This window comes from Rummeliibacillus pycnus (assembly GCF_044359855.1).
Lineage (GTDB): Bacteria > Bacillota > Bacilli > Bacillales_A > Planococcaceae > Rummeliibacillus > Rummeliibacillus pycnus_A.
Genome location: NZ_CP132291.1, coordinates 810,708 through 836,645 on the forward strand (window position 1 = coordinate 810,708; position 25,938 = coordinate 836,645).

A 25,938-nucleotide genomic window follows, 5' to 3' on the forward strand; every position below is an offset into this window, starting at 1 on the left:
TTGAAGGAAGTAACCTAATTAATTGATAAATCGCATCTGTTTTATTTGTGTTTTAATTCTGTCCAATCTTTTCCTGAATTTATTTCTGTTATCTTCGAATAAATGAATGTCTAACATGGATGCAATTGTTTCCGCTACAGTTTCAACTGTCATAGTATCGGTTTCTAGTCGATGTTTAAATGTATCATTTGACAACCCTTGAATACATCGCTCTATTTGTTTTGCACCCCATGAATTTTTGCCCTCCCCCCTGCTTCGTAACCTCTTTTGTAATGTTTCTTTAGAGGCCCAAAGTACAAAATGATTGACTATCACTCCATCATCTCTTAGTTTTCCTACAATTTCTTCAAAATATTGTGGGTTAACTATGGTCATTGGAACAATAATAACTCCGTCATATTCACTATCTATGGATTTTAAAATAGTGTAATTTAACTCTCGCCAGATTCTATAATCTTGGAAATCTCCTTTACTAATTTCTTTGGGTATATTTTTGTTAATAAAAAAACCCATATTTTCTGGATCATAGACAAAGGAATTAGGAATCCTTCTGTTTAATTCGTATGAAGTCTGAGTTTTCCCAGAACCAAATGCCCCATTTATCCAAATAATCATAATAAACACTCTTTTCTTTATGGAATGATTTTAATCATAATTTTCTTATTGAGCTAACCTGCACCGTTATTAAGTACATTTCTTCACAAACTTTATTTGATATTAACATATCCATAAAAAAATCATCTCACAACTAAGAAACATTTAGAGGAGAGATGATTTTAATCAAACTTTATTAGAATTATAAATTTATTCAAGTGAATCAATTTCATAATTCAAAGATTTGATAAAAAACACGAACTTTAAATGGGGCATTGTTATATGTCATATCTATTAGGACATTGTCTATGAAGCGGAAGATGGCGACTCCTGCGGGATAGCGAGACAGGTGAGACCCCGCAGTGAAGCACGGTACGGGCTTCCGAGGAGGCTCAACGCTCGCCCGCGGAAAGCGCCATCTGGAGCGGCATACTTAGTAACCACTAGAAATAAAATACAGTGTGTCAGATAAACTCTACTAAATTATTCACAAACTGATAGATAAAATATCCCGCAAAGAAAAATAATAATCCCCCTGCAATAATAGAGCTCCATTTAATCATATTTCTACTCATAACTTTTCTTGATGTTGCAACGATTAACAGTAACCCAATATCATGAACTACGATACCTGATATAATCCCAATTGCAGCAACTACAAAGCTCCCAGAATGTGTTGTATTGTACGATTGTGTCAATACCGTACCGAATACAGAAACCCAAAACACTAAATTTCCAGGAGAAATGGCTACAAGTATACCATTCTTATATGTACTCCAAAAGGATTTCGTTGGTTTTTCACCTGCTAATGTTATGTCTTTATCGGCATTTTTGATAGAATCATATCCTAACATAACGAGGAAAATTGCGCCTATAATCCATAACGGCATTTGCACGTAAGGCAAAGATAAAATAGCAGCAAGTCCAAAATATAAGGCTAAAATTAGAAATCCATCAATCGTCATTCCTCCTAAACCAACAGCCCATCCATGGAAAAACCCATTCTTTAAACCTTGCTTCGTCATTTCCACTGTTATTGCACCTACAGGTAGTGCAATCGCAAGTCCAACCAGTAGGTATTTTAAATAAATATCCATTAGCATCTTCCTTTTTCTTCAAGTATCAATAGTATAATTATGCCTATTTATGAATATAAAATCAATATCAGATTTTTTAACTTGTGGTGATAATATTGGGCTGGATGATTTTTTCACAGTTACGCCTATAAAAATTATATTCGTAAAAAATTAGGGTTGATCAATACATTGCCAAAATTTCAGTTAACCAAATGTTATTTTATATTTGAAAAACTGGCTAAATCCTCACTTTTTCCGATCATAACCAAAATATCTTCTTTGTGAATAACCTCATCTGGAGAAGGAGATATGATAATATCCCCCTCTCTAATCAGGGCGATTGCAGTCACATTATATTGAGCTCGAATATCTAGTTCTTTGAGCGTTTTTTCAGCCATTTTTGGAGGAATCATAATTTCCTCTATATTATATTCTTTGGACAGCTCAATATAATTCAACATATTTGGTGATAGGAGTTGATTTGCAACTCTTTCCCCCATATCCCGTTCAGGAAATATTATCCAATCAGCACCTATTTTATCTAAGAGATCTCCATGACGCTTTTCTAAAGCTTTTGCAATCAATTTTTTTACGCCAAGATCTTTCAGAAGCATTGCAGTTAATATATTTGCATGCAAATCATTACCTATAGCTAAAATTACACAATCAAAATTACTAATTCCAAGGGAGGTTAGTGCTTTCTCTTCTGTTGCATCCGCCACAACAGCATGCGTTACGAATAATTCTGCTTCCTCTACCATCTCTTCATCGATATCTATTCCAAGAACTTCTTGACCAGCCTCGAATAATCTTCTCGCTAAACTTATCCCAAATCTCCCTAATCCAATCACAGCATATTGACCCAATGAGGACACTCCTTTACTTTTGTTAACCTATCATTATATTTCCTTTTGGATGTTGGTAAGCTTGCTGTTTTCGCTTCTTGGAAATAGCAAAACCAATCGTTAAAGGACCTAATCTCCCTGCAAACATTGTTACAATAATAATTATTCGACCGATAGTAGAAAGTTCTGGAGTTAACCCCATAGAAAGTCCTACAGTTCCAAAAGCGGAGGTTGCTTCGAATAGATAGACAATAAAGTCGTGTTTCTTTTCTGTAATACTAAGTATAAAAGTAACGAATACAACGATTGCTAATCCACTCATTGCAACACTTAGTGCTTTTAAGATTGTCTCCACTACTATTCGGCGTTTAAATAATTCAACATCTTCCTTCCCTTTCATTTGAGACCAAACTGTTGCTACTAAAACAGCAAATGTTGTAATTTTAATGCCACCAGCAGTTGAACCTGAACCGGCTCCAATATACATAAGGAAAATGGTCAAAAATAAAGTAGCGTGTGTTAATTCGTTTAGTGGTAATGTATTAGCGCCTGCCGTTCTTGGAGTAATCGCCTGAAAAATTGCACCTAACCCTTTCCCCTGTAAAGATAAGGGATCTAGTGTTTTCTCATTACCATATTCAAATAGCATAATTAGAAGAGTTGCACCTACTGTTAAAATAACAGTTGTCGTTAATACCACTTTCGTATGCATTGTCAATCGGTGTGTTTGATGATATTCATACAGTTCATTGATTACAATAAAACCTAGTCCCCCTATTGTTATAAGAAAACAAATAGTTAAAACGACAATTGGATCGTTTTCATAGGAAGTCAAACTTCGAAAATTCCCCATTAAATCGAAACCAGCATTATTAAAATTGGAAATCGCGTGAAAAAAGCCATAATAGATGGCTTTACCAACTGTCATATCAAAAGAAAATCGAATGGATAGAATAATCCCACCTAAGATCTCAGCTATTGCAGTGAAAAGTAATATTCTTTTTACGAGTATTCCCGTCTCTTCAAGAGTGGTAACGTTAATTGATTCTTTTAATAACAACCTTTCTTTAAGTGTTATTTTTTTACCTAATAACATAAATAAAAAGGTTCCGAATGTCATAAATCCCAAGCCACCTACTTGAATTAGTATTAATATGACCACCTCACCAAACGTTGAAAATGTATCAGCTGTATCTACTACAATAAGTCCGGTAACACAGGTTGCAGATGTAGCAGTAAACAAAGCATTTAAGAATGTAAGTCCCTTTCCGTCTTCAGTTGCAATAGGAAGCCTTAATAAAAAAGTACCTATTAGAATGACAATTGCAAAACCTAATACAAGAATTTTAGAAGGATTGAGTTTATCTTTTACTTTTTTCATCTTTTTCTCTTTAACGAGGCGATAAAAAGGATGATCTTTCATTTAACTCACTCCATTTAAAAGTCATATTTCAATTCAAATATAACTAGTTTTTTCTAAGATTAGTCCATTATTTAATGTGTGAAAAATAGACCGTATTATACACTTATCAAATATTTTGTAGTGAATACATCCCAACATATGCTCCATTTAACTTTTCTGTTGATTTTATATTTTTCAAAAACCAAATGTAACATCACTTTTTTCTATACCACATCTCTCTTTTACAAAAGCTCTTTTAGTATAGCTAGTTGCTTTCATCAAAATAGTCAATAAAAAAAGAGCTTGGTAAATTACCAGGCTCTTTACGGTCTTTAGTTAATTTAATTTTTCACAGGTGGGATTACACCGTAAATAAGCAGTATAAAAAACACTAACCCAATTAAACAGAAAACCACAGAAGCATTAAATATGGGTCCCCTTTTAAAAACGAAAGACTCTCTTTTTTGAATGAATCCTGTTTGAGCGCTAACTTGAGAAGATTGGAATCCTGAAATTGATCCACCACTACTTGTAAAGAAAAGAATACCCAAAGCAAAACTTAGACCAGCAAAAAACATTATCTCAATAAACCTTATGGAAAATAATGAGGCAATAAAATACGTAATAATTGCTTCTATAGTAAATGCTACAATCATAATGATTAAACTTTTTTTACGAATTACTTTCCCCTCCCCTATGTTTAAAATAATGTTTTTCCTTTATTATACCAAACTAACGTAATATTCCAAATAGTAAATAATTAGAAAAATTCCAATTAGAGGAATACTTTAGCGAGGAATCAAACATGCTAACTGAATGATCGAAAAATAGTAAAAAAACAGCTGGCTTAGATGGATAGGCCTGCTGTTTTTTGTGTCTGATTAATAGAGCCAGAAAGGCGATTTATTGATCGTTTGAAGTCTTCTATTGCAAATGTCGTAGTTTATCGGGATTAGCAACCGAGTAGATCGTCTGAATTCGATTGCCACTAAAATCGAAGGAGAACACATATTGTAAGTGTTCATCAGTTGTTAAAATCAGTCCTGGTAGACCGTTAACAGATGTATATTTGATGGTGAACTTGCCTGCATACATTTTCATTAGGCTTTGAAGCAATTGAACTACTTTGGTAGCACCGAAAATAGGTATTTGTGCGGCTTTTACTTTGCCACCGCCATCAGAGTACATTGCCACATCTTCGCTGACAAGGTCCAATAATTGATTTACGTTTCCATTTAAGATGGACTGTACAAACTCTTTTACTTTAGATTCAGCCATTGATATCGAAGGTTGTTTATTAGGATCATATTTCATACTTTTTTTCGCACGGTGAAAAATTTGCCGGCAGTTATCATTACTTTTCCCAAGAATTTCAGCTATTTCGACATAAGAGTATTGGAAGACTTCACGAAGCAAAAAGACTGCTCGTTCTATCGCATTTAACTGTTGTAATAATAGCAAATATGCGGTGGAGATGGATTCTTGTTGATAAAAGGCTTGTGAAGGATCGTTAGGTGAATTCTCTAATTTAAGTAATGGTTCTGGAAGCCACGGTCCGACATATACCTCACGTTTTTTTGAGTATGACCGTATCAAATCTAGACAGCGATTGGTGACGATCTTACATAGATACGCTTTTTTGTTTTCAATTTGTTCGTAGTTAGGAAGCTGATTAAAGGTTATAAACGCTTCTTGGACAATATCCTCTGAATCCATGACGCTCCCTAACATACGGTAGGCTAAAGAAAAAAGCAGAGATTGATAGTTTTGATAAAGTCTTTCTATACTCAAATTTTGATTTCCTCTCTAGTCTTTAGTAGTTGTGAAACGGCTCGATTAGCGCTAGCTACTGATGCATCAACGAGCAGCTCCCCATGTGAGACCCAGTCACCAGCAACATATAGTCCCTCAATTTCAGGAACAGAAGGGCCTGGATTCTCCATTCTTTTCATATGAGGAAAATCATGGACAACCGTCATTTTAGGCAGGAACTGTCTTGCAACTAATTCATTCTGCCAGCCGGGTTGAGCTACATCTAATACCTGCTCCAACTCATCCTCATCCTTCGCTGCATCTGTATGTTGACCCTGATATTTAAAAAGCGATATTACTTGTGTCCCATTATCACTCAATATAGCTGGTCTTGGTTTTCCCTCCCGTGATTGGTGCGTAAAGAAAAATGGTTGATCCAATCCATAGATAAATTGGTGCTTTGGATTAGGCAACTGTCGTAATCCTACATCTAGACAGGCAACTGTAACAGGAATAGCTTGCTTGTTCCATCTGTCGAGTGCTGTTTGGTCTGCATGGGGAACTAGTTTGTGAGAAATGGAAGGTGGTGTAGTTAGTATAACATTCGATGCTTCTATTCTAGTGCCACCCTCACATAAAATTGATTGTACTTTTTGATCTTGATGTTCGACTGCAACCACTTTACAACCGGTGATTAGCTCCACTCCTTGTTGGACAGCAAGTTCACGCAGTTCTTCTACGACTGTCCCCCAACCTCTATCGAGATACAAGACCCCTTTTAGTGAACGCTGCACCTGCTTTAAGGCAGGACCAGCAGCATGTAATTCAGGTGCAAACACATAAGTGGATGTTCGAAGCAGTGCATAGAACACGTTGCGCAGCATTGGGTCATGCAATTGAGTTTCAATCCAATCGCGGATACTGATATGGTTCCAAACGCTTGTGTCCATTTTTCCTAATTTAATGAACCATTTTGCCAATTCGAGCTTTCCTCCCCAACTTAGGAGAGGCGATTGAAAGAAGGAAGTTAAGTTCGTTGGTATGGGCATCATTTGTTCTTTCCACATCCCGTAAGCATCAATAGACGGTGTGCTTCCCTCAAGTCGAAGTCCGAGTTCGCGGAATGCTTCATACGCCTCCCCTTTATACAGTGCATGCCCACCCAAATTAAAATATATACCCTGTTTTTTATTTGTGATGGCTCTGCCTCCCAATTGCTTTTGCAGTTCCAATACAATGGTTCGTTTTCCTCCTTTTGCTGCATAGATCGCAGCCGTTAATCCTGCTATTCCCCCGCCTACAATAGCCACTTCATATTTTGTCATTTTCATCATCCCTTTCGATTATTTACTAATATAACGGATGAGTGGATGATTCTGTGACAAATTGGAGATGAAAGTTTTTTGAGGGAGTGGATTGTTAGGTAACACGAACTGATTCAAGAAGTATATTTTCCATTCTTTTACCAAACACTTTGATGTGATTCGTAATTCCTTAATTCTTAAGTAACTAAATCATGCGTTAGTTGAACTGGAAAAGGTATAGATTAGGAGAAATTGATGTTATAGAAATGTGTTGGTCACGAAGCCGTTGCCACAGGACGTGGCGTTCTTAGGCTTTGTTCCTTAAATGATGTGCTCCTGCATCGATTCGCTAGCTTCGTCGCACAAAGAAAATGCGAATGCATTTTCGAGGACTCGTCGTCGAATGCGTTGCAATGAACAAAAATGCATACAATTAAATGTTCGTATATTTCATATGGATTTATTTTTATAAAATAAGTAATAATCGCTACTCGGTTTATAAACTTGTAACATTATCAAACGGAGTAGACTCTTCCAATTTTACTTTAATAGTGTCCCCTTGTGCTTCGAGATCGGTAGTGACTGCTCCTTTTGAAAAGAAAACAATATACGAGTTATCTTCTCCATCATTAATTAATTGGACTACATTATTTGAATCTATTTTATTTTGTACTTCACTTGGTACATTAGATATTTCACTAAAGCTTAAAGTAGATGAATTACAAGCAGATAAAATAGACAATGTTAACAGTAATAAAAACAATAACTTTTTCAATTGTTGCCACTCCTTTCTGTCGACTTCTTAAATACGAGCAAGGTGATCGTGTTTATTTCAATTGTTGGGTGAAACAGCTTTCCACCGCAAATGTTCGAATACTCCGTTCATCCGTATCATATGCAATGTATCAATCCAATTATAAATATATTTCCTAATTATCTTAGTATTTCCACCTTTGTGTCAATAGTTTGACTTATAGATAAAATCAGTTACTTATATGACAAATATCACTATCTCTCATTCTCCCTCTATTGTAGGCTTAACGAAAATAGAAAGCGTTTACAATAAAATAAATATAATATTTATTTTTATAGAAATGTTTCGAAGGGAAAACTTATACTATGACAAAGAAAATTGCTTGGGTCACAGATACAGCAGCATTATTAGATGAGGTTTTTATCAAAGAGCATAACATTCACGTTCTACCATTAAGTGTGGTGTTTGAGGATGGCTCACTTAGAGAAACGGTAGATATGACCCAAGATGAATTTTATGACAAATTACGAAAAACAAAAGCGCATCCAAAAACATCGCAGCCTGCAATCGGCGAAATGGTAAGTTTATACGAAAAATTAAAAGAAGATGAATTTGATTGCGCAATCGCAATACATACCTCTAGCCAGCTATCAGGAACATATCAGTCATCGATTGCAGCTGGTGAAATGGCCAATTTTAAAGTATATTCGATTGATTCAAAAATCGGCTCATACCCTATAATGAAAATGATTGAGTACGGACAAAAGCTTATAAAAGAAGGTCAAGATGTGGAATCAGTCGTAGAAAAAATACAAGATGCTACAGATCAAACTGCATTATCTTTTATCCCTTCAAATCTTTCTCAGCTTCATAAAAGTGGCCGCGTCACTGGTACTCAAGCATTACTAAGCAATCTATTATGTATCAAACTAGTCATTTCTTTTGATAATGGAAAAGTTGAAATGAAAGAAAAAGTACGCACGTTTTGTAAAGCAAAAAAATACGTAACAGATCAATTCCGTCAAGAAATGCAAAAGAATCCGATGAAAGAAGTAGCTATCATTCATTGTAACAATGAAAAAGAAGCCACATGCTGGAAAGTTGATTTACAAGAAGAATTTCCAAACTTAAATATTTTAGTATTACCTTTGAGTGCAGCTGTTGGCGTCCATGCAGGTGAAGGCACGACAGGTTTAAGTTGGGTGACTTTTTAAAAGTTGCTATTAACAATTCATTAAATAGTTGCTGTCTTAAAAGGAGTAATCCATTAAAAATAGATAAAATTGATGAAATGAATAAAATATTTGAGTCAAAAAGAATTCGCGAAAATCTTACGGGAAAGCAAGTATAGACACCCCGCAGAAAAGGAGCGAATTCTTTTGTTAAATAAAAAATATACTCAATAATCGTGTAAATTCAGTGCCTGTTTGTTTCAGTAAGCTTTTAGTGGAATCAATTTCATAATTTAAAGGTTTAATAAAAAACACGAACATTAAATTAGCCATTGTTATAGGTCATATCAATTGGAACATTGTCTATGAAGCGGAAGATGGCGAGTCCTCGAAAATGCATTCGCATTTCCTTCGTGCGATGTTAATTCAGGGAGGTACATTCAAAGTCCTGCGGGAAAGCGAGACAGGTGAGACCCCTGCAGGTAGCGAAAATTCTTTTTGCGCTGCAAAAGGGATTTTCTGCGACGAAGCTAGCGAAGCGATGCAGGAGCAAAGGGTTTTTGAACGAGGAGGCTCACCGCTCGCCCGCGGAAAGCGCCATCTGGAGCGATTGCTTCAATATAAGTAATTAAATTATCTCCTTCATCATCTAAAAGTCTTCTTCTCTTCCTTCTATGTGGTTAGGAATAAAATATTCTTCTTCATTTTATGTAAACTCAATTTCTCTCCCACTTCTTTTTCCATTTTCACCAAAATTTCATCTTTGATTCACACCTTTATTATCGAATATTATTTAAATAAAGACATACATATAATTTAAATTATATAATGCAAAGAAGATGATTAATGGGAGAAGAAAAGATGAAAAAACTAATTAAGGACTTGTTGATTACTGCAATCGTTATAGGCGGTTGTGTTTATGGATTCAAACATATCGATCACACACAATTGACCGAAAAAATTGTCACTGTCGAAAAAGAAATAAAAAAAGAAACGTTACAAAAAATTGAAAATCTCCAAGTGAAGGAAGAAGCTTCTAAAGAACAACAAAAAGAAATAAAAGTTGATAATTTAGGAATTCCTAAAATAACTAGTGCTCCTAAAATGACCGTAGCAAGTGAGTATAATAAAGATTGGTATGTGTATGAGAATCATTTTAAAAACTTCACATTAACTTTCTCAGATAAAAGCGGCGGATATGTAGCAGGAAATGGTCGTACAATATTTGATGCTACCATTGGCAAAACAACCTATAACGAAATAAAACAAAAACTAGGCACACCTTTATCACAAATTGAAAAAGGAAACGTCATCTACCAACTTTCTAGTAGTAAAGACAAGGAACAATTACTATATAATATCGATGGTTATTATGTAACATTCTTTATCGATAATCACAATCATAACAAACTTCGTTCAGTGCAATATATAAAAAAAGATGTAGAGATGCAGAAAAATGGCTATTACGGACAAGGTACTGCCAAATTAAAAGTAGGATATGAGAAGCTTATGGTTGAATTAATCAATGAAAGTCGCGTTGAATTTGGCTTAAAACCACTAACCTATGACCATGGGTTAACTGCACAAGCTAGAAATCATAGCCAAGATATGATTGACCATCACTACTTTTCGCATAGTGGCAGTGATGGCAGCCAACCTCAAAGCCGAATGAAAGCAGCTGGTTATAACGAACATCTTTATGCTGAAAACATAGCATCTGGGCAATTTAGTAGTATCTATGCACATGAAGCACTTATGAACAGTCTTGGTCATCGAGAAAATATTCTTAATCCCGAATTAACACATGTAGGCGTAGGTGTGGCATTTGATACAAAAAATGTGCCTTATTATACAATTAATTTCTATACACCATTCTAGTTTCTTACTATATAAATCTGTTAATACTAAAATAAGACGTTAGTTGTATAAACTAACGTCTTTATAATGCGAAAATTAATCTTATTGAATAAGGTCGCGTTCCTCAATAAACGAAAATTCTATCTATTTATCGTACAACATTTTCCGTTCCGATTCCATACCATGCACACCCGTTTTTATAAAGGATTTTTTCTACAATATCCTGCTCAAAACTTTGTTTTACTAATTCAATATCATTCGCGTGAAATGGTCTCTTAGCTCGTGTTGAGGGTAAATCGGTACCAAACATTAAAGCCTCTGAATTGATATCAATGATTTTCTTCATTGTATCGATCACTTCAAGATGAACCCGCCCAAAGCCTGTTGCTTTCACTTTTATTCCTTTCTCTACTAACCTTAGTAAAGTAGGTACCCCCTCCTGAGATAAGCCAAGATGATCAATCGATACTTTAGGCAATTTAGCAATAACCTGCTCCAACTCCCCTATTTCCTTTGCATCTATATACAATTCTGTATGCCATCCTGCTAACTCAAATACACGCTTTGCCAAAGTTTCAAGCCTTGATATCTCCTCTGAACCACCCCTTTTCACATTAAAACGTAAAGCACGTACTCCAATTTTGTCTAACCGTAAAATTTCTTCATTTTTTGTATCAAACGGTAATTGTGTAACACCTACGAAATTTGGTCCAAGTTTTTTAAGAGCATGTTCTAAATAACCTTGATAAAATTTTTGAAAGGAGCCAGAAACGATTGCCCCACCTTTAATATGAAAATCTTTTGTAGCTTTCAGATAATCATCCACTGTAAAAATAGGAGGTATATACCCGTTATTCTCGTAAATTGGATAAGCATCATCGATAATATGAAAATGCGCATCAAAAATAGTCATTTAACAATCCCCTTTCACCTTCAATAGTAATTGAAATAAAAGTATAATTAAATTTTAATTATTTTAACCATTTCCATAAGAATTACTTATATACCTTAATATACTTCATCATGCAAAATTCAAAAAAATAAATAAACATTTAATGATATCCAATTTGTTCATTGCAATATCTGCTATAGCATGAAGTGGAATCAGCTTCTCTTTCCGCGGGCGAACCGACGAGCCTCCTCGCTAAGCTCCGGGGTCTCTCTGGCTCGCTTTCCCGCAGGAGTCTTCGCTGATTCCACTTCAATAAAAATTGCATCACAAAATTTTATAATTAATATCCATGTATTTAACTTCTTCAGTACCCTCAACGTAGTGACGAGGAAATTGAGGCCAAGCCCGTGGAAAGCGCCGTCTGAAGCGGAACACCCAAATTCATCTGAATACTGAAAAGTTAATATGTTGAAATGTTCGTATTTATATACCGAATATGGATTAATAAAATCGATTCACTTATCAGCTAAATCTATATTAAAAAATTCACAACAAAAAAACTCGACATTTTCTTTAAGAAAATGTCGAGCATTTATTTTAACGTAATTTTAAAAATAGACCAACGATTGAATAAATAATAATCGTTGAAAAAAGGATGGTCATATAGAACAACGAATAGACAAATAGCAATGTTGCCCATTTCTTCGGATCCTTTTTATGATAGCCATAAATATTCATCGCAAGCCATGCTATGCTTAATAATAACGCAACTAACATTAAACCTTTACTTAATGTTCCAAGTAAAAAACAGCTAGCAATCAAAAGGATTAGATAGATATTTGTTGTGATATAAGTACGTTTCATCCCTTTTGCAACTGGTAGCATTGGAACATTTGCTGCACTGTAATCGTCTTGTTTACGTATAGCAATTGCATAAAAGTGTGGCATTTGCCATATAAGCATAATAACAAACAGTCCTAAAATTGCAGGGTGCAGAATATTTGGATGAATTGCCGCCCAGCCAATTAGCGTAGGCATTGCACCCGAAATACTACCGACTTCCGTGTTGTACACTGTATATCGTTTTGACCACATTGTATACGGAAAAACGTAGAAGAAAAGACCTGTAAAGCCAAGTAATGCAGCTAAAGGTGTAGCGATATAAAGAGCCGCAAGCCCAACTATAGCTGAACCGATTCCAATTCCCCATACATATTTTATTTTGATCTCACCTGTTACGGTTGGACGTACTTTCGTTCGCTGCATAACTGCGTCTATATCTCTGTCATATAAATTATTAAAAGCCCCAGCAGCAGCTATAACTAATGCTGAACCAATAATCGCACAAATAATTTCAAGTATTTTATCAAAAGGGTTTATTTCATACGTATAAAGCGCAAGAGTTAACCCGGCCACCATTGGAATAAGATTTGATTTTATAATACCTGTTTTGACCGTTTGAGCTAAAATTTTTGAATTAGATTGCTTCGATACAGTGACAGCTGTATCTTGTGATGCCTGATCTCGTTTTGTGTCACTACCCATTATTTATTTTTCATTCCTTTTCATAGCAAGAGCGCCACTATATTATAACAACTAATTAATAAAATTTCATAGTTGAGGTTTCAATTTGTTTTATCTTTTAAAATAGCAAACAATAATTCAATCATACCAAAATTTTAGCGAAATATATATCATTACATACGAATTCACAATAATGACATGATTCTATGCAAACATTTCTAAAAATTAGTTCTTAATAATTCATTCTCTTTTACCATAATAAGATGAAATATTACACAAAACGAACTTTTCATCTTATACTAAACTATGCTTGATTATTGTAATTCGTAAGGAGTGTCAAATAAATTGACGTATGGTTTTATCGGGCTTGGCAATATGGCCACAGCTATTATAAAAGGAATGATTCAAAGTCAACAATTTAATGCGAATGATATTTTAGGATTTAATAGATCTCCAAACAAAACAGACAAATTGGTTAATGATTATCAAATAACTGGATGCTCAACATTGCAAGAAGTAATGACAGCTGATGTCATCATTCTTGGAGTTCAACCGCAAACTTTTCCGGACTTACTCCCAAAAGTAAATGAGTTATTATCTGAAAAACAAGTAGTGATCTCGATTGCGGCTGGAAAATCCATTGAGTATTTGGAATCTGTTTTACCTAAAGCAACATCTATTATTCGAGTGATGCCGAACATCAATGCTATTGTAGGCGCATCAACTACTTGCTATACTGCCTCTTCAAATGCAACAGATGAAGACAAGAAAATGGTACAAACTCTATTTGAAACAATCGGTTCTATGATTGAATTACCAGAGGAACAATTTACGGTATTTTCTGCGATTGCTGGCGCTTCTCCTGCCTTTAGCTTTCTTTATATTGACTCATTGGCTCGAGCTGGGGTACGTGCTGGAATGGATAAAAAACGAGCACTTGAAATCGCTTCTAGCGCTGTATTTGGAAGTGCGAAAATGGTAATTGAAAGCAATGAACATCCATGGGAACTTGTCGATCAAGTTTGCTCACCAGGTGGTACAACAATTGAAGGCGTTACTTCCTTGCAAAATGACCACTTTGCTAGCACCATCTATGATGCAGTCAATGCTGTCATTGAAAAGGATCACAAACTTTCATAATCTGCTCTATAAATAAATTAAAAAGTCCATTCCAAATTGTAATCTTAATTGGAATGGACTTTTTTCATTTGCTTATGTCATTGATTTTTGCAGTTTCACTTGCAACAATTTTGCACTTATTCATAAATTTTTTATAATCTGCTTCATTTGTATCCATTTTGGCAAGAACTAATGCCTTTTCAAAAGTTAGCGCATTTTGTTTATCTTTTTTCTTCCATTTAGCTATAGTCTTACTTGTATTTTGAGGTAAACTTTGAAGTGCTTGATTTATTTCGCGTAAATTCGATTTTTCTTCCTCTTTTAATTTTGAATGTGCAAAATGACGCTCCTGTAAGACATCTTTAATGGCTTTTTGAATTTTATAGGCTTGAAACGATACTAATTCTGGATGTTTCCAATTACTCTCTTGTTGATCATGAATCATACCTTGTAACTCAACAAGAGGCTCTTGAATCTCTTCTATAAAGTAATTATTTTGTTGAAAATCTTTGTTAATAAATGAATATGCAAGAAAACAAAGTGTCAATAAATTTGAAATAATTAAAAAGGCAATGAGCTGTTTGATTTTCGACATAATAACCCCCTTACCTATTATTATACTTATTATCAAAGCAATAAAACTAGATTTTCAAATATTAACAAATTCTTAAAAGTAAACGCTTTCATTATTTACTAAAATCTGCTATCTTTATTATTACACCTATCACTTAGAAAAAAATGGAGGCGGTTCACTATGGAAATGAAAGCGGTTACTTCTTCTAAATTAGCTTCTGTTGGCTATCAACCAAACGCTCTAATTTTGCGAATCCAATTTATTAAAGACGGTGTTTACGAATACTATGGTGTCCCCGAATTATATTATAACGGTTTAATGGAAGCTGACTCACCAGGAAGTTATTTTAAAAAATTTATTAAAGACAAATATCGCTATGTGCGATTACAAAATCAGTCTTAATGCAAAGCTAAAGTGATTTATTCAGCCTCAATATGAGTCAATGTAATAAATACACTTTCGGCTTGCTTTAAATACGAACATTTCAACACATTAACTTTTCGCTATTCAGTTTTGGATGTTCCGCTACAGACGGCGCTTTCCACGGGCTTGGCTTCAATCTCCTCGGGCCAACACGATGTTGGTCACGAAGCCGTTGCCACAGGACGTGGCGTTCTTAGGCTTTGTTCCTTAAAAGATGTGCTCCTGCATCGCTTCGCTAGCTTCGTCGCAAGAAATTCTTTTTAACAAAAGAATTTCTTCCTGCGGGGCTTTCAGCTCAAGCTTTTCCCGTAGGACTTTGAATGAACCTCACTGAATTAGCCTCGCACGAAGGAAATGCGAAGCATTTTCGAGGACTCGCCGTCTTTCGCTCCACAATGTACAAAGTTGGATATCATAATTGTTCGTATATTTTATATGCATTTTGCATTATTAAATTGATTCAAATATATACTCAATACAAAAACTCAGTAACCTAATCGTTACTGAGTCATACTGTAGACTAACGCGATGAAGTTCGAGATTGTCTACAGTTTTTTTCTTTTACTATTAATAGTGGATGATGGTGTAGAACCCTTCTTATTGAAGTAACGGGTACTTCAGTTGAATAAGATAGCTAAACAGTTACTATTTCCTTGAAAGGTAACCTTTGAGTGAAAACCCCCGAGTAAAATTATACAAAATGCTAAAATAATGTTTTCTATTGAAATCGATTTCGTTACAAGTAAAAAAAGGATGGCTAGAATCATCAATACAATAATATTAGCCCAAAAAACTCGGTTGGATTTTTTCCTATTTTGAATGTTGTTATATTCTTCAATGAGTGCATTATTAGTTTCTTTTTTTATAATGCCACGATTGTATTCGATAACTCCCCAAAAGAGAATAGCGCTACTAATGAGTGACTCAAAGGGAAAAGGATGTTCAAATATAGCAACTATGATATTAATGACCACTAAAGTGACAATGCACGACAAAACATTTAGCAATTTTTTTTTCTATTCGCTTGCAACAAATAGTTCCTCCTTTAAAATTAGGGGTAACCTCTATCTTATTAGCACTATATGTTCAACAAAAAAAGCGTTAACCCTTCTTTTAGAAAGAGAGCGACAAACTATATCAAAGGATCTATTATTTAACAGCAGCCACCTGCACCACTATTGCACACACCTGTTTCAGGCAAGCTTAATTCCACACGTTTTGCGCTTTCGACATCGCCTGCTAAGAAGGCTGCAATAGAACGAACTTGCTCATACCCTGTTGCCATTAAAAACGTTGGGGCACGTCCATAGCTTTTCGCACCTACAATATAGAAACCTTGTTCTGTCTGGCGTAAAACAGCCTCTCCATGAGCCTCTACGGTTCCGCAACTATGCTCATTTGGATCTATTAGAGGGGCTAAAGCTGGTACACTTTCTGTCGTGGCATCAATATTCAAACGAAGTTCTCTGTTCATTGTAAAATCAGGGCGACTACCTGTGTTGACAATTAAACGATCAAAGCCTTCTAATACTCTATCCTCGCCATGATGTTTACCAATTAGAGAGATTTTCTTAGTGCCTTTTAAAGATGAAATAATGAATGGTGTGACAACTGTAATTTTTCCCTCTTTGACAAGTTGACGAATACGTGTACCTAGTGCTCCACGCGCGGCAAGCTCATCATTTTGCTCCCCACCATAAGCCATTTCAACATTTTCTTTACGTAAAATCCATGTAATGTCTGTAGCAAGATTATTTTCTTTTAGTTTAGCTAAATTCAATAGTGAATTAATAGCCGAATGTCCTCCACCAATAACAGCAATCTTTTGATTCGCGTAAAGGGAAGGGTTCGCTTCCACATCCGGGATATGGTAGTCAATTCGTTGCTGTAGTGCTTTTTCAGCTGGAAGCCAAACACCATTTCCTTGTGCAGGATTTGGATTGCCCCAAGTACCAGTTGCATCGATGACAGCACGTGCTTCAAATGTTTTTGTTTCACCATCTTCCTCTACATATAGGACAAATGTTTGTTGATTGCGGTCTTTTGATTTCATCTTGTCATTATTTTGACGTGTAATCGCAATCACTTGATGATTCGTATAAATGGAAGACTTCATAGCTTCTAGTTCTGCTAAAGGCTTTAAATAAAGGTCAATTAATTCGTTACCTGTTGGAATATCTTCACCTTTTGGTACTTGCCAATTTGTTTTTTGTAATAACTCTTTCGCTGTTGAATCAATGTTATATTGCCATGGTGAAAACAATGTGACATGCCCCCATGTTCGAATGTTTGCCCCAATTTCTTTTCCTTTTTCAAAGAGTAAAAAAGATTGATGTCTCGATATTAGTTGTGCAGCTGCAGCCAATCCAACGGGACCTGCACCGATAATTGCTATAGGCAATCTAGATTCAGGCGTACAGCAACCAGTTGAAGGATCGCAACAAGTAGGTTGGTTTAAAATTTTAAATGTTTTCATAAAAGTTCCCTCCATAAATAAGAATTCACTTATATATTCAACAAATAAATAAGTAGCTCGAGGCTACATATTTATTTGTATTTTACTTAATAAGACACCTAAAAAAATTTAAGCTTTTTAACAGCTTGTAGGTGTATAGCCAACTAATAGTAACCCTATTTCACCATTTTCTTCCTCTGCATGAATCGTTACACCTTCTAGTTGAGCTTTTACAATTGGATCGATGGCTACTTTGATACCATCAATTATTACTACTTCATCTGTTTGTTTCTCCTCTTCTAATCCAACACCCAAATTCACACTGCAGCAACCAGGGATGCCATAAAATCGAAGTGTTTTCACTTCTGAATCTTCTATCACCTGTTTTAAATAATTTTTTCCTTCAGTTGAAATTTCCATTAGTCTAGCTCCTCTACAAATTGTTCAATACGAGCTCCGATTGCATCTCGTACTTCCTGAAATACTTGCCACTTTTCTTGTTCTGTACCTTTAGCTTTGGCTGGATCTTCAAATCCCCAATGTTCACGACGAACTTGTGGAGGGGTCATCGGACATTTATCCGATGCGTCACCGCAAAGTGTGACAACAAGCGTCGCATTATTTAATGTTTCAATATCAATTACATCAGATGTGTGGTTCGAAATATCGATCCCTACTTCTTTCATTGCTTTAATCGCATTGGGATTAACACCATGTGCTTCAATTCCTGCGCTTTTGACAATCCAATCATCAGGAAGCAATTTTCTTCCCCAGCCTTCTGCCATTTGGCTACGGCATGAATTACCTGTACAAAGGAAATAAAGTATTTTTGACATTAGAAAACTCCTTATAACTTAATAGTCTTAAAATATTTTTTCTGCCATCTAAGGGCAACACTTACAAGACCAATAAGTACTGGCACTTCTACAAGAGGCCCTATGACAGCTGCAAAAGCTGCTCCTGAATGTAAACCAAATACCGCAATCGCGACAGCAATGGCTAATTCAAAGTTATTACTTGCAGCTGTGAAAGAAAGAGCTGCTGTTACTGGATAACCTGCCCCTGCTTTTCTAGATGCAAAGAAAGACACAACAAACATAATAATGAAGTAAATGAATAATGGTACCGCAATGAGAAGTGCATCCATTGGCAATTCCACGATTTTATCGCCTTTTAGTGCAAACATCATTACAATCGTAAACAATAATGCAATAAGGGTTAATGGTGAAATCTTTGGTAAGAATTTTTTCTCATAAGCATCCTTACCCATTATTTTGATACCAATCAAACGAGTAAGTATACCAGCTACAAACGGAATACCCAGATAAATCAATACACTTTTTGTAATTTCCCAAATAGAAATCGACACATTGAATGTATCGAGTCCGAACCACCCTGGCATTACATTTAAAAATAGCCATGCAAATACGGGATACATGATAATTTGAAAGATGGAATTAAATGCAACTAAGCCAGCCACGTACTCAGGGTCACCTTTTGCCAAGTCATTCCAAACAATAACCATCGCAATACAACGCGCCAAGCCAATCATGATTAATCCCGCCATATATTCAGGATAATTATGTAAGAAAATGATGGCTAAGAAGAACATTAAAAATGGACCCAGTATCCAGTTTTGGAATAAGGAAAGTGCTAAAACTTTTACATCCTTGAAGACTCGCCACATTTCTTCATATTTTACTTTAGCAAGTGGTGGATATAGCATAATGATTAATCCAATCGCAATCGGAATACTTGTTGTACCAACGCTCGCAGCATCTAATACATCTTTAAAATTGGGAATTAGTAAACTAATTGCAATCCCAATTGCCATTGCGACAAAAATCCAGAGAGTTAAATATCGATCTAAAAAAGAAAGTTGGTTTGTTAATGATTGTTTGTTCATGCTTCAACCCCACAAGTTCCACATTGGCAAGTTGGTTTATCATCTAATTCTTCAAGAACTTTTTGAATGATAGGTGATTGCTCTTCAACCAGTCGATAATGCTTCCACGTACCGACTTTTCGAGCTGTAATTATGCCAGCTTCCTCTAATTTTTTTAATTGCTGGCTTACTGCAGGCTGTGATAATCCTAGTACATCAACTAAATCACAAACACATACTTCACCAGACTTCAAACAACTTAAAAGTGTTAAACGATTTGCATCAGCAACTGCTTTTAATTGTTTTTCTAAGTATTGAATATCCATAATTCACCTCTATAAATTTATATATAAGAATATACTTATATTACGACTATATTCTTTTTTAATCAATATAAAAATATAATTCAAGTAAAAAATTAATACTACTTAGCAATAATCACGAATTAGCAAAATTGTAAAATCAAAAATACGACTTAACTGGAACTATGTGAGAATGACACATAATTTTGATTAAGTCGTATCGCTTTTTTCAATTTTATTGGAATCACGGTTAAAACTTTACATTACCTGTCCCAAATACAAATTGAATTAGTTCATATATTATTCAACAGGTTAAGTTGTACATAAATGCTAATTTGGCTTGTTGATTTATTTAACCATTATCTGTTCATAGAATTATTGAGCTTGAGGTAATGATTGATCGTTTTCAATACGTTCTTCCTCTTTTATTTTTTCGACATGTGTGACATACACTGCACAAACTGCATCTCCTGAGACATTCACTGCAGTTCGTGCCATATCTAAGATTCGATCAATCCCAATAATTAAAGCAATCCCTTCAACTGGTAATGAGACTGCATTTAATACCATCGCTAACATAATTAAACCTGCTCCAGGCACAGCTGCTGTACCAATACTTGCTAAAACTGCTATGATAACAACAATCGCAAGTTGAGTTAATGTTAGATTGACATCGTATACTTGTGCGATGAATACAGTCGCAACACCTTGCATAATAGCTGTACCATCCATATTCACCGTCGCTCCGAGTGGCTGTACAAAACTACTGATGGATTTAGGGACACCCATTTTTTTCTGTGCAATATCCATTGATACAGGTAATGTAGCACCACTACTTGAAGTACTGAATGCCACTGTCATAGCAGGGAAGAAATCTTTGACAAATTGAATAGGATCTTTTTTCGCCATAAATTTAAGTGCTCCACCGTAAACCAAGATAAAATGAACGATTAATGCTAAAATCACGACAATCATATAAAGTCCCATTGCTTTAATTGCATCGAATCCTTGTTTACCAATTGCTGAAGCGATCAAACCAAAAGTACCATATGGCGCAAACTTCATAACTAAAGTAACTAAATACATCATTATTTCGTTACCCTCATCAACTGCCTTTAAGACTGTCTTTACTCTCTCTCCTAAAAATGCCAAGGCAATACCGATAAATACAGAGAAGAAAATAATTTGCAACATATTTGCCTCAACAAATGCAGCGACAGGATTTGTCGGAATAATACCTAACAAAGTATCTGTAACTGCAGGTGCTTTTTGAGATTCATAGCTCAACCCTTCAGTATTAAATGTACCGACCATACCAGGTTTGATAATAGAAGCAAGCACAATAGCAATTGTAATAGCGATTGCTGTCGTTAATAAGAAGAATGCAACTGACCTCACACCAATTTTACCAAGTTTTTTAGGATCACCAATATTAGCAGTACCTAAAACGATGGAAAAGAATACAAGTGGCACAACGAGCATTTTGATCAAGTTAATGAAGATCGATCCTAGTGGTGAAAAGAAGTATTTGTCAATATACGGGAAAATACTCGGTATTGTAAAATTCATCACAAGACCCACGATTGCCCCCAGAATCAGTGCTATTAAGATACGTCTCGCTAATTTCATAAAATTCCCCTTCCTTATTTTATTGAATATTCAAATAAATGGAATATTATATTAATTATATGATATTTTTGTAAAAATAGTAAAATAAAAACCTCTTATTTTGTAAAATTACAAAAATAAAGAGCAAACATGTATCAAAATCTTTACTATTACTTTTAGTTATCAGTTACCTTAAATATATTAGTAATGAATTACTTCATAATCACTGTTATCATCCTTGGATCATTATTTGGGGACTGACACCTTTGTTTTTGACGACTTCTTATCGATATTCTTCTCACTTAAGCTACGCCATTCAAATTCCATGAGGAGATCTTTGTCAAAAACTAATTAATTAATTGTGTAAATTGCATTTTTACAACATTCCACTCTTCCCGGTTTCATTCGCGTAAAAATCAATCATTTCCAACATAAACTCATCCAATTTTCGCTTTAGCTTGCTGTACAAAAAGCCAAATGGATTTCTAATAGGGTATCTTTTTGTTTTTTGAATGATTTCTTTAAAGGTAATAAAACCAATGTCTTCTAGTTGCTTTTTGTGAGATTTCCAAACATCCCATTCTAGTAAAGGGTTTAGTTGCTTTTGGATCACATCTACGAACATCTTAGTCTCTTTTGTATTACCAGTAGTTGCTGCAAGATGATGGAATATACGATTTCTTAATGATGAATTTAGGACCGGATATGTATGTTTTACATATTGATGTTTTTGATTAAGAGAATAAGATGGTTCCTTTTGAATTTTTGTTGCTTCTTCCCTACTCTCACAATCGTTTTCAGCTTTTTCTTGATATGACACGCTCGATGTGTCATGACTAGTTAAAATAGAAATGATGTTAGCCCCTTTAATACCATTCATCTTTTTCGTGTGAATACGTTTTATGATTTGAAGTTCTTCTAGATGTTTTAAACTTCGAAAAACGGTTCTTAGCGAAATATCCAAAACCTCGGCAATGGTTTTCGCTTTCAAATGACATGCCCCAGGATAATCAAGTGCATGTGATGCGATTTTATATAAAACTACTTTATCTGACTCTGTTAAATTGTAAAAATGTTTTCGAATGTGACATTCCACATGCTCATCCATTTCTTGTACAGATTCAAATGTTACATGAGGTGCTAAATAGTCAAAACGCGCCATAATCTCCCTGCTTTCTACTCTTTTATTAATTAAATAGAAAGTAAAGGGACAAACAGGGACAAGTCGCAAAAAAAAAATTTTTATATTCTAAGGATGAAACTCATATAATTCCAATTCGTATAGACATATGTACAATCAAAACTTTAAAATTGGAGGTCTTACTATGTACGACTATAAGTTTGTTGAAGTGCACGTGGGTTCATTTACTGGTAAACCAAAAGAAGATTATCAAGCGATTATTAGAGAACACGCATTAGAAGGATGGCGTCTACATACTTTCCAACCACTACCTTTTTTAGCTGGTGGACAAGCATTAAAAATACAACTAATCTTTGAAAAAGAACTACAATAATTAAAAGGCTTAGAGTTGAATTTCTCTAAGCATTTTATTTATAAAATGAAGAATATTAGGTTGTAATGTATAGCTTATTCTAGGGCACTCTTTCTTTGTATATACTTATTTCCAAATGGTATTCCATATATTTTCCAAACCCAAGTCTATGCCAAATACGTTAGCTTCATTTGCTTTTTATTAGTATCTATCTGTAATAACTCCTATTGATGTTGCTTTTATAAATGGTAGACCTTTTAGTCGGGCTAAAATTTTAGCGTCTCCTGTTACAACCGCACCGTAGTAGCGTAAATCATCTTTTGTTAACTGACCGTCTTTCCCACTTAACGTCTCATCTAAGCGTTTAAATTCCCCTTGCCATCTTGTTTTATATTGTTCCCCTGATTCTATTGCACTAATAAAACTTTGCACAGGTTCTTCTTTTGTATCGCCATTTTCATTGAGTAAGGATATCCCATAGACGGTCTTTTCCGAACGAAGAGCATTTTCTGATTCGATTACTTTATCATTTTTTTCATCAAACTTTTTAAATTTAAAGTTATCTTTATCTTCATTGACATCATCCACCCAAAGCCAAGTAAGTGTCATTTTACTAGGTATTAATGACTGTACCTCTTTAAATGTATATCCTCGGTCAAAAGATAGGGCGATTTCCATTACCTTGTCTTTCCCAATATGATCAAGCAATGCTAAATCATTACGATATGTCTTATATTGTAAAAAAGGATAGAAAAAAACCATTTCAAGTTGTCCTAGTTCGTTATAGTGCTGTTTTTGTAATTCATCTTCAGTATAACTATCACCAAGTATGCTGGGAGACTCCATCGATATTCGATTTAAGTATTCATCACGAAATAATCCAAATCCATACTTCTCTTGTCCTGTATAAACGACTTTCCCTTCAATCATTTTATATGTTGTATAATGATTTTCCCCGCCTAATATTCCTTGATAACGTTCAAGTTTTCCAATAAATTCATCTGGTGCTGATATTTCATGAAAGTCATCAGAAGATATCAGTACTGGCGTTTCTAACCAATAGTTAATTTCCCTATTTCCAATTAAACCTACGCCTATGACGACAATTAGAACTATAAGCGTAATTAATACGTTCTTCCAATTGGCACGTCGCTTTGCTTTTTTTATCGTTTTTTCCATTTTCGTTACATCAAAAATATCATCTATCTTATCTTTGCTCATATCCTTTATCCTCCCAAATCTTTTTGAAATTTTTGCGAGCACGTTGTAAATACGTCTTTACATGCGTTTCTTTGACACTAAGAATCTCACCGATTTCTTTATACGAAAGTTCCATATAATACTTTAAAATGAGTAGTTGCTGATAGGTCTGCTGAAGTTCCTGTAGTACTTCAGCCAATTCATTTGCTTTCTCTTTAGTCAATAAATCACTTTCTACATGATCAAGAATAGGCATTAAAAGTTCTAAATCATCATCTTCTAACTTAACAACTAATTTACTTTTGTTATAAAGAGAATAATAACGATGAATCGCCACCTTAAACATCCAAGCCCTCATTTTATCTGCTTTAATTTGTTGGAGACATTCAATTGCTTTTATAATCGTTTCTTGCGTAATATCTTCTGCATCTTCTTTAGCAGCCCCTATTTTAATCAAATATTTAAAAATAATTTTTGCATGTTCAAGAAGTAATTGTTCCCATTCATATTTCAAAACTTCAACAACTTTTGAATATCCGTTTTTGTAAATAGTGATCACTCATCTATATAACAATTCTAATGTAAAAAGTATACAACTTTTGAAAAATTTTCTTCTAAAATGCTTATTCTTCACCTAATAGTTTAAATAAAAATAGCAGTTTAAGAGAACTACTATAAATAAAAGGGGTTATCCTAAAAGAAAAAAGTACAATTCAAAAATTGAATTGTACTTTTTTTGATGTTTGCAAATAGTTTTCCATTTCAGGTGAACGCTTTCCGTGAGCGTGCTTGAGCTTCCTCCTTCACTTTTCTACGTCCGCGAACTCAAGGCTCACGCTTAACCAGTAGGAATCGTCACCTTCCACTCCAATCCAACCATAGTTGTTTAATCTTGATTTGTAAAATGGAATAAGACCTTTTATACAGCCCTTTTTACTACTAATCATTTTCATTATCTCGGATTTTATCTATCTAACATCACAAAATTATAATTTTCGCATTTTACTTTCTGATTTCAGGATAATATTTACCCCCATCTCACTACCACCTTCTATGTGATTCTTTATCTTTGATACATCTATATTCGTCTCAATATACTCAGATTTTCTCTGATTCCCTTTTAACTCTACTTCATAAGGACCATTGTTGTTCATAAGTGTTACCGTATGTACGTCATCATCATATTTTTCATAAAACTCAATACTGAATTTGACATCATTGCTACTATAATTTTTAAAAGGAAGCTTACATTCTCCATGTAAAGTTTTTTTATTGATCATATTGAAATTACAACTACTTAATTTTCTTTCATAGGATACTGCGTAAATACCTGTTGCAAATGTTTTTTGATATGAACTGACTATCATTGATGGTGCAAAAATGACGGCCATAATTGCAATCAATGTTGTACGAACGTGATATTTACTGATCGAATTGCTAAGGAGAAATAAACTTGCTAACAATAAGAACAATGAAATAATTCCCACATATAAGAGTCCATTGGCAGCGCGAACTGGTAGATTCAATTTTGACGCAATCGTCTCCCCTAAAGGATTTTCGTTTGGAAAAGGCAAGTTCAATATTAATACTGAAACATAAAGAATAATTGCTATATATAACATTTTTTATTAATTATCATATTTTACACAACCTTTGTAACAAAAATTATATGTCATTACAAGCGCATTTTACACTGTGAATATTCCA

The 25,938-nt window shown here is 34.6% G+C and carries 26 protein-coding genes; 5 read left to right on the forward strand and 21 right to left on the reverse strand.

The genetic code is table 11. The features are described 5' to 3' along the window. Nucleotides 1–18: 18 nt before the first annotated feature. The 8 genes from Q8X41_RS03955 to Q8X41_RS03990 all read right to left on the reverse strand — a co-directional run bounded on the left by Q8X41_RS03955 (nucleotide 19) and on the right by Q8X41_RS03990 (nucleotide 7,748). Nucleotides 19–615: an AAA family ATPase gene (locus tag Q8X41_RS03955; RefSeq protein WP_397538961.1), complete on the reverse strand. Its 597-nt coding sequence runs from the start codon at nucleotides 613–615 to the stop codon at nucleotides 19–21. A 443-nt stretch (nucleotides 616–1,058) separates the two neighbouring features. Then, entirely contained in the window at nucleotides 1,059–1,691 is a 633-nt protein-coding gene (locus tag Q8X41_RS03960) for a LysE family translocator (RefSeq protein ID WP_397538962.1), read from the reverse strand. Nucleotides 1,692–1,885: 194 nt separating this feature from the next. Next, nucleotides 1,886–2,545 carry a potassium channel family protein gene (locus tag Q8X41_RS03965; RefSeq protein ID WP_397538963.1) on the reverse strand — a complete coding sequence of 220 codons (660 nt, stop codon included), beginning with the start codon at nucleotides 2,543–2,545 and terminating at the stop codon, nucleotides 1,886–1,888. 13 nt (nucleotides 2,546–2,558) lie between these two features. Beyond that, nucleotides 2,559–3,896, reverse strand: a complete 1,338-nt coding sequence (locus Q8X41_RS03970) for a TrkH family potassium uptake protein (RefSeq protein WP_397540196.1) — start codon at nucleotides 3,894–3,896, stop codon at nucleotides 2,559–2,561. Nucleotides 3,897–4,258: 362 nt separating this feature from the next. Next, entirely contained in the window at nucleotides 4,259–4,573 is a 315-nt protein-coding gene (locus Q8X41_RS03975) for a hypothetical protein (RefSeq protein WP_397538964.1), read from the reverse strand. 268 nt (nucleotides 4,574–4,841) lie between these two features. Further along, entirely contained in the window at nucleotides 4,842–5,708 is an 867-nt protein-coding gene (locus Q8X41_RS03980; RefSeq protein WP_397538965.1) for an RNA polymerase sigma-70 factor, read from the reverse strand. Next, a complete protein-coding gene (locus Q8X41_RS03985; protein ID WP_397538966.1) occupies nucleotides 5,705–7,003 on the reverse strand; it encodes a phytoene desaturase family protein in 1,299 nt (432 codons plus the stop codon). The genes Q8X41_RS03980 and Q8X41_RS03985 overlap by 4 nt, the downstream gene beginning before the upstream one ends. Before the next feature lie 466 nt (nucleotides 7,004–7,469). Continuing rightward, nucleotides 7,470–7,748, reverse strand: coding sequence for a hypothetical protein (locus Q8X41_RS03990; protein WP_397538967.1), 279 nt, complete (start codon nucleotides 7,746–7,748; stop codon nucleotides 7,470–7,472). Nucleotides 7,749–8,092: 344 nt separating this feature from the next. Between Q8X41_RS03990 and Q8X41_RS03995 the strand changes: the two genes are divergently transcribed. Beyond that, a complete protein-coding gene (locus tag Q8X41_RS03995) occupies nucleotides 8,093–8,941 on the forward strand; it encodes a DegV family protein (protein WP_397538968.1) in 849 nt (282 codons plus the stop codon). A gap of 819 nt (nucleotides 8,942–9,760) precedes the next feature. Beyond that, nucleotides 9,761–10,777 carry a CAP domain-containing protein gene (locus Q8X41_RS04000; RefSeq protein WP_397538969.1) on the forward strand — a complete coding sequence of 339 codons (1,017 nt, stop codon included), beginning with the start codon at nucleotides 9,761–9,763 and terminating at the stop codon, nucleotides 10,775–10,777. 127 nt (nucleotides 10,778–10,904) lie between these two features. Here the strand turns inward: Q8X41_RS04000 and Q8X41_RS04005 are convergent, their stop codons facing one another. Both Q8X41_RS04005 and cyoE read right to left on the reverse strand, forming a co-directional pair. After that, the gene (locus Q8X41_RS04005; RefSeq protein WP_397538970.1) at nucleotides 10,905–11,669 is read right to left on the reverse strand and encodes an amidohydrolase family protein; all 765 of its coding nucleotides are present in this window, start codon (nucleotides 11,667–11,669) and stop codon (nucleotides 10,905–10,907) included. A gap of 576 nt (nucleotides 11,670–12,245) precedes the next feature. Continuing rightward, complete coding sequence (gene cyoE / locus Q8X41_RS04010; protein WP_397538971.1) at nucleotides 12,246–13,193, reverse strand: heme o synthase; 948 nt, start codon at nucleotides 13,191–13,193, stop codon at nucleotides 12,246–12,248. A 324-nt stretch (nucleotides 13,194–13,517) separates the two neighbouring features. Here cyoE and proC point away from each other — a divergent pair, with 324 nt between their 5' ends. Then, a complete protein-coding gene (gene proC, locus Q8X41_RS04015; protein ID WP_397538972.1) occupies nucleotides 13,518–14,312 on the forward strand; it encodes a pyrroline-5-carboxylate reductase in 795 nt (264 codons plus the stop codon). 64 nt (nucleotides 14,313–14,376) lie between these two features. Here proC and Q8X41_RS04020 read toward each other — a convergent pair whose 3' ends face one another. Beyond that, complete coding sequence (locus Q8X41_RS04020) at nucleotides 14,377–14,886, reverse strand: hypothetical protein (protein ID WP_397538973.1); 510 nt, start codon at nucleotides 14,884–14,886, stop codon at nucleotides 14,377–14,379. A 159-nt stretch (nucleotides 14,887–15,045) separates the two neighbouring features. Here Q8X41_RS04020 and Q8X41_RS04025 point away from each other — a divergent pair, with 159 nt between their 5' ends. Next, nucleotides 15,046–15,267 (forward strand): KTSC domain-containing protein, encoded by a 222-nt coding sequence (locus Q8X41_RS04025; RefSeq protein ID WP_397538974.1) that lies wholly within the window; start codon nucleotides 15,046–15,048, stop codon nucleotides 15,265–15,267. 1,174 nt (nucleotides 15,268–16,441) lie between these two features. On the opposite strand, the gene Q8X41_RS04030 is transcribed toward Q8X41_RS04025, so the two are convergent. The 7 genes from Q8X41_RS04030 to Q8X41_RS04060 all read right to left on the reverse strand — a co-directional run bounded on the left by Q8X41_RS04030 (nucleotide 16,442) and on the right by Q8X41_RS04060 (nucleotide 22,700). Continuing rightward, the gene (locus tag Q8X41_RS04030) at nucleotides 16,442–17,764 is read right to left on the reverse strand and encodes an NAD(P)-binding domain-containing protein (protein ID WP_397538975.1); all 1,323 of its coding nucleotides are present in this window, start codon (nucleotides 17,762–17,764) and stop codon (nucleotides 16,442–16,444) included. A gap of 117 nt (nucleotides 17,765–17,881) precedes the next feature. Then, complete coding sequence (locus Q8X41_RS04035; RefSeq protein ID WP_397538976.1) at nucleotides 17,882–18,163, reverse strand: Fe-S cluster assembly protein HesB; 282 nt, start codon at nucleotides 18,161–18,163, stop codon at nucleotides 17,882–17,884. Further along, nucleotides 18,163–18,579: an arsenate reductase (thioredoxin) gene (gene arsC, locus Q8X41_RS04040; RefSeq protein ID WP_397538977.1), complete on the reverse strand. Its 417-nt coding sequence runs from the start codon at nucleotides 18,577–18,579 to the stop codon at nucleotides 18,163–18,165. The genes Q8X41_RS04035 and arsC overlap by 1 nt, the downstream gene beginning before the upstream one ends. 11 nt (nucleotides 18,580–18,590) lie before the next feature. After that, complete coding sequence (gene arsB / locus Q8X41_RS04045) at nucleotides 18,591–19,649, reverse strand: ACR3 family arsenite efflux transporter (protein WP_397538978.1); 1,059 nt, start codon at nucleotides 19,647–19,649, stop codon at nucleotides 18,591–18,593. Then, the gene (locus Q8X41_RS04050; protein ID WP_397538979.1) at nucleotides 19,646–19,954 is read right to left on the reverse strand and encodes an ArsR/SmtB family transcription factor; all 309 of its coding nucleotides are present in this window, start codon (nucleotides 19,952–19,954) and stop codon (nucleotides 19,646–19,648) included. Before Q8X41_RS04050 ends, arsB begins: the two co-directional genes overlap by 4 nt. Nucleotides 19,955–20,305: 351 nt before the next feature. Next, nucleotides 20,306–21,559, reverse strand: coding sequence for a dicarboxylate/amino acid:cation symporter (locus Q8X41_RS04055; RefSeq protein ID WP_397538980.1), 1,254 nt, complete (start codon nucleotides 21,557–21,559; stop codon nucleotides 20,306–20,308). A gap of 355 nt (nucleotides 21,560–21,914) precedes the next feature. Beyond that, nucleotides 21,915–22,700, reverse strand: a complete 786-nt coding sequence (locus Q8X41_RS04060; RefSeq protein ID WP_397538981.1) for a helix-turn-helix domain-containing protein — start codon at nucleotides 22,698–22,700, stop codon at nucleotides 21,915–21,917. Nucleotides 22,701–22,863: 163 nt separating this feature from the next. Between Q8X41_RS04060 and Q8X41_RS04065 the strand changes: the two genes are divergently transcribed. Further along, complete coding sequence (locus Q8X41_RS04065) at nucleotides 22,864–23,052, forward strand: DUF4177 domain-containing protein (RefSeq protein WP_397538982.1); 189 nt, start codon at nucleotides 22,864–22,866, stop codon at nucleotides 23,050–23,052. 180 nt (nucleotides 23,053–23,232) lie between these two features. Here the strand turns inward: Q8X41_RS04065 and Q8X41_RS04070 are convergent, their stop codons facing one another. From Q8X41_RS04070 to Q8X41_RS04080, 3 genes are all read right to left on the reverse strand, one after another. Then, nucleotides 23,233–24,252 carry an anti sigma factor C-terminal domain-containing protein gene (locus Q8X41_RS04070; protein ID WP_397538983.1) on the reverse strand — a complete coding sequence of 340 codons (1,020 nt, stop codon included), beginning with the start codon at nucleotides 24,250–24,252 and terminating at the stop codon, nucleotides 23,233–23,235. Further along, complete coding sequence (locus tag Q8X41_RS04075; RefSeq protein WP_397538984.1) at nucleotides 24,239–24,745, reverse strand: RNA polymerase sigma factor; 507 nt, start codon at nucleotides 24,743–24,745, stop codon at nucleotides 24,239–24,241. Before Q8X41_RS04075 ends, Q8X41_RS04070 begins: the two co-directional genes overlap by 14 nt. A gap of 472 nt (nucleotides 24,746–25,217) precedes the next feature. Continuing rightward, on the reverse strand, nucleotides 25,218–25,853 hold the full coding sequence (locus tag Q8X41_RS04080) for a hypothetical protein (RefSeq protein ID WP_397538985.1): 636 nt from the start codon (nucleotides 25,851–25,853) through the stop codon (nucleotides 25,218–25,220). Nucleotides 25,854–25,938 lie beyond the last annotated feature (85 nt).

Bases quoted from the DNA above. Each gene is read 5' to 3' on its own strand.
- Q8X41_RS04070 (WP_397538983.1), bottom strand. From the start codon at position 24,252: ATGAGCAAAGATAAGATAGATGATATTTTTGATGTAACGAAAATGGAA.
- Q8X41_RS03985 (WP_397538966.1), bottom strand. From the start codon at position 7,003: ATGATGAAAATGACAAAATATGAAGTGGCTATTGTAGGCGGGGGAATA.
- Q8X41_RS03955 (WP_397538961.1), bottom strand. From the start codon at position 615: ATGATTATTTGGATAAATGGGGCATTTGGTTCTGGGAAAACTCAGACT.
- Q8X41_RS04055 (WP_397538980.1), bottom strand. From the start codon at position 21,559: ATGAAATTAGCGAGACGTATCTTAATAGCACTGATTCTGGGGGCAATC.
- Q8X41_RS04050 (WP_397538979.1), bottom strand. From the start codon at position 19,954: ATGGATATTCAATACTTAGAAAAACAATTAAAAGCAGTTGCTGATGCA.
- Q8X41_RS04035 (WP_397538976.1), bottom strand. From the start codon at position 18,163: ATGGAAATTTCAACTGAAGGAAAAAATTATTTAAAACAGGTGATAGAA.
- arsC (WP_397538977.1), bottom strand. From the start codon at position 18,579: ATGTCAAAAATACTTTATTTCCTTTGTACAGGTAATTCATGCCGTAGC.
- Q8X41_RS04005 (WP_397538970.1), bottom strand. From the start codon at position 11,669: ATGACTATTTTTGATGCGCATTTTCATATTATCGATGATGCTTATCCA.
- Q8X41_RS04020 (WP_397538973.1), bottom strand. From the start codon at position 14,886: ATGTCGAAAATCAAACAGCTCATTGCCTTTTTAATTATTTCAAATTTA.
- Q8X41_RS03995 (WP_397538968.1), top strand. From the start codon at position 8,093: ATGACAAAGAAAATTGCTTGGGTCACAGATACAGCAGCATTATTAGAT.
- Q8X41_RS04030 (WP_397538975.1), bottom strand. From the start codon at position 17,764: ATGAAAACATTTAAAATTTTAAACCAACCTACTTGTTGCGATCCTTCA.
- Q8X41_RS04080 (WP_397538985.1), bottom strand. From the start codon at position 25,853: ATGTTATATATAGCAATTATTCTTTATGTTTCAGTATTAATATTGAAC.
- Q8X41_RS04065 (WP_397538982.1), top strand. From the start codon at position 22,864: ATGTACGACTATAAGTTTGTTGAAGTGCACGTGGGTTCATTTACTGGT.
- Q8X41_RS04025 (WP_397538974.1), top strand. From the start codon at position 15,046: ATGGAAATGAAAGCGGTTACTTCTTCTAAATTAGCTTCTGTTGGCTAT.
- Q8X41_RS04060 (WP_397538981.1), bottom strand. From the start codon at position 22,700: ATGGCGCGTTTTGACTATTTAGCACCTCATGTAACATTTGAATCTGTA.
- Q8X41_RS03975 (WP_397538964.1), bottom strand. From the start codon at position 4,573: ATGATTGTAGCATTTACTATAGAAGCAATTATTACGTATTTTATTGCC.
- arsB (WP_397538978.1), bottom strand. From the start codon at position 19,649: ATGAACAAACAATCATTAACAAACCAACTTTCTTTTTTAGATCGATAT.
- cyoE (WP_397538971.1), bottom strand. From the start codon at position 13,193: ATGGGTAGTGACACAAAACGAGATCAGGCATCACAAGATACAGCTGTC.
- Q8X41_RS03960 (WP_397538962.1), bottom strand. From the start codon at position 1,691: ATGGATATTTATTTAAAATACCTACTGGTTGGACTTGCGATTGCACTA.
- Q8X41_RS03970 (WP_397540196.1), bottom strand. From the start codon at position 3,896: ATGAAAAAAGTAAAAGATAAACTCAATCCTTCTAAAATTCTTGTATTA.
- Q8X41_RS04000 (WP_397538969.1), top strand. From the start codon at position 9,761: ATGAAAAAACTAATTAAGGACTTGTTGATTACTGCAATCGTTATAGGC.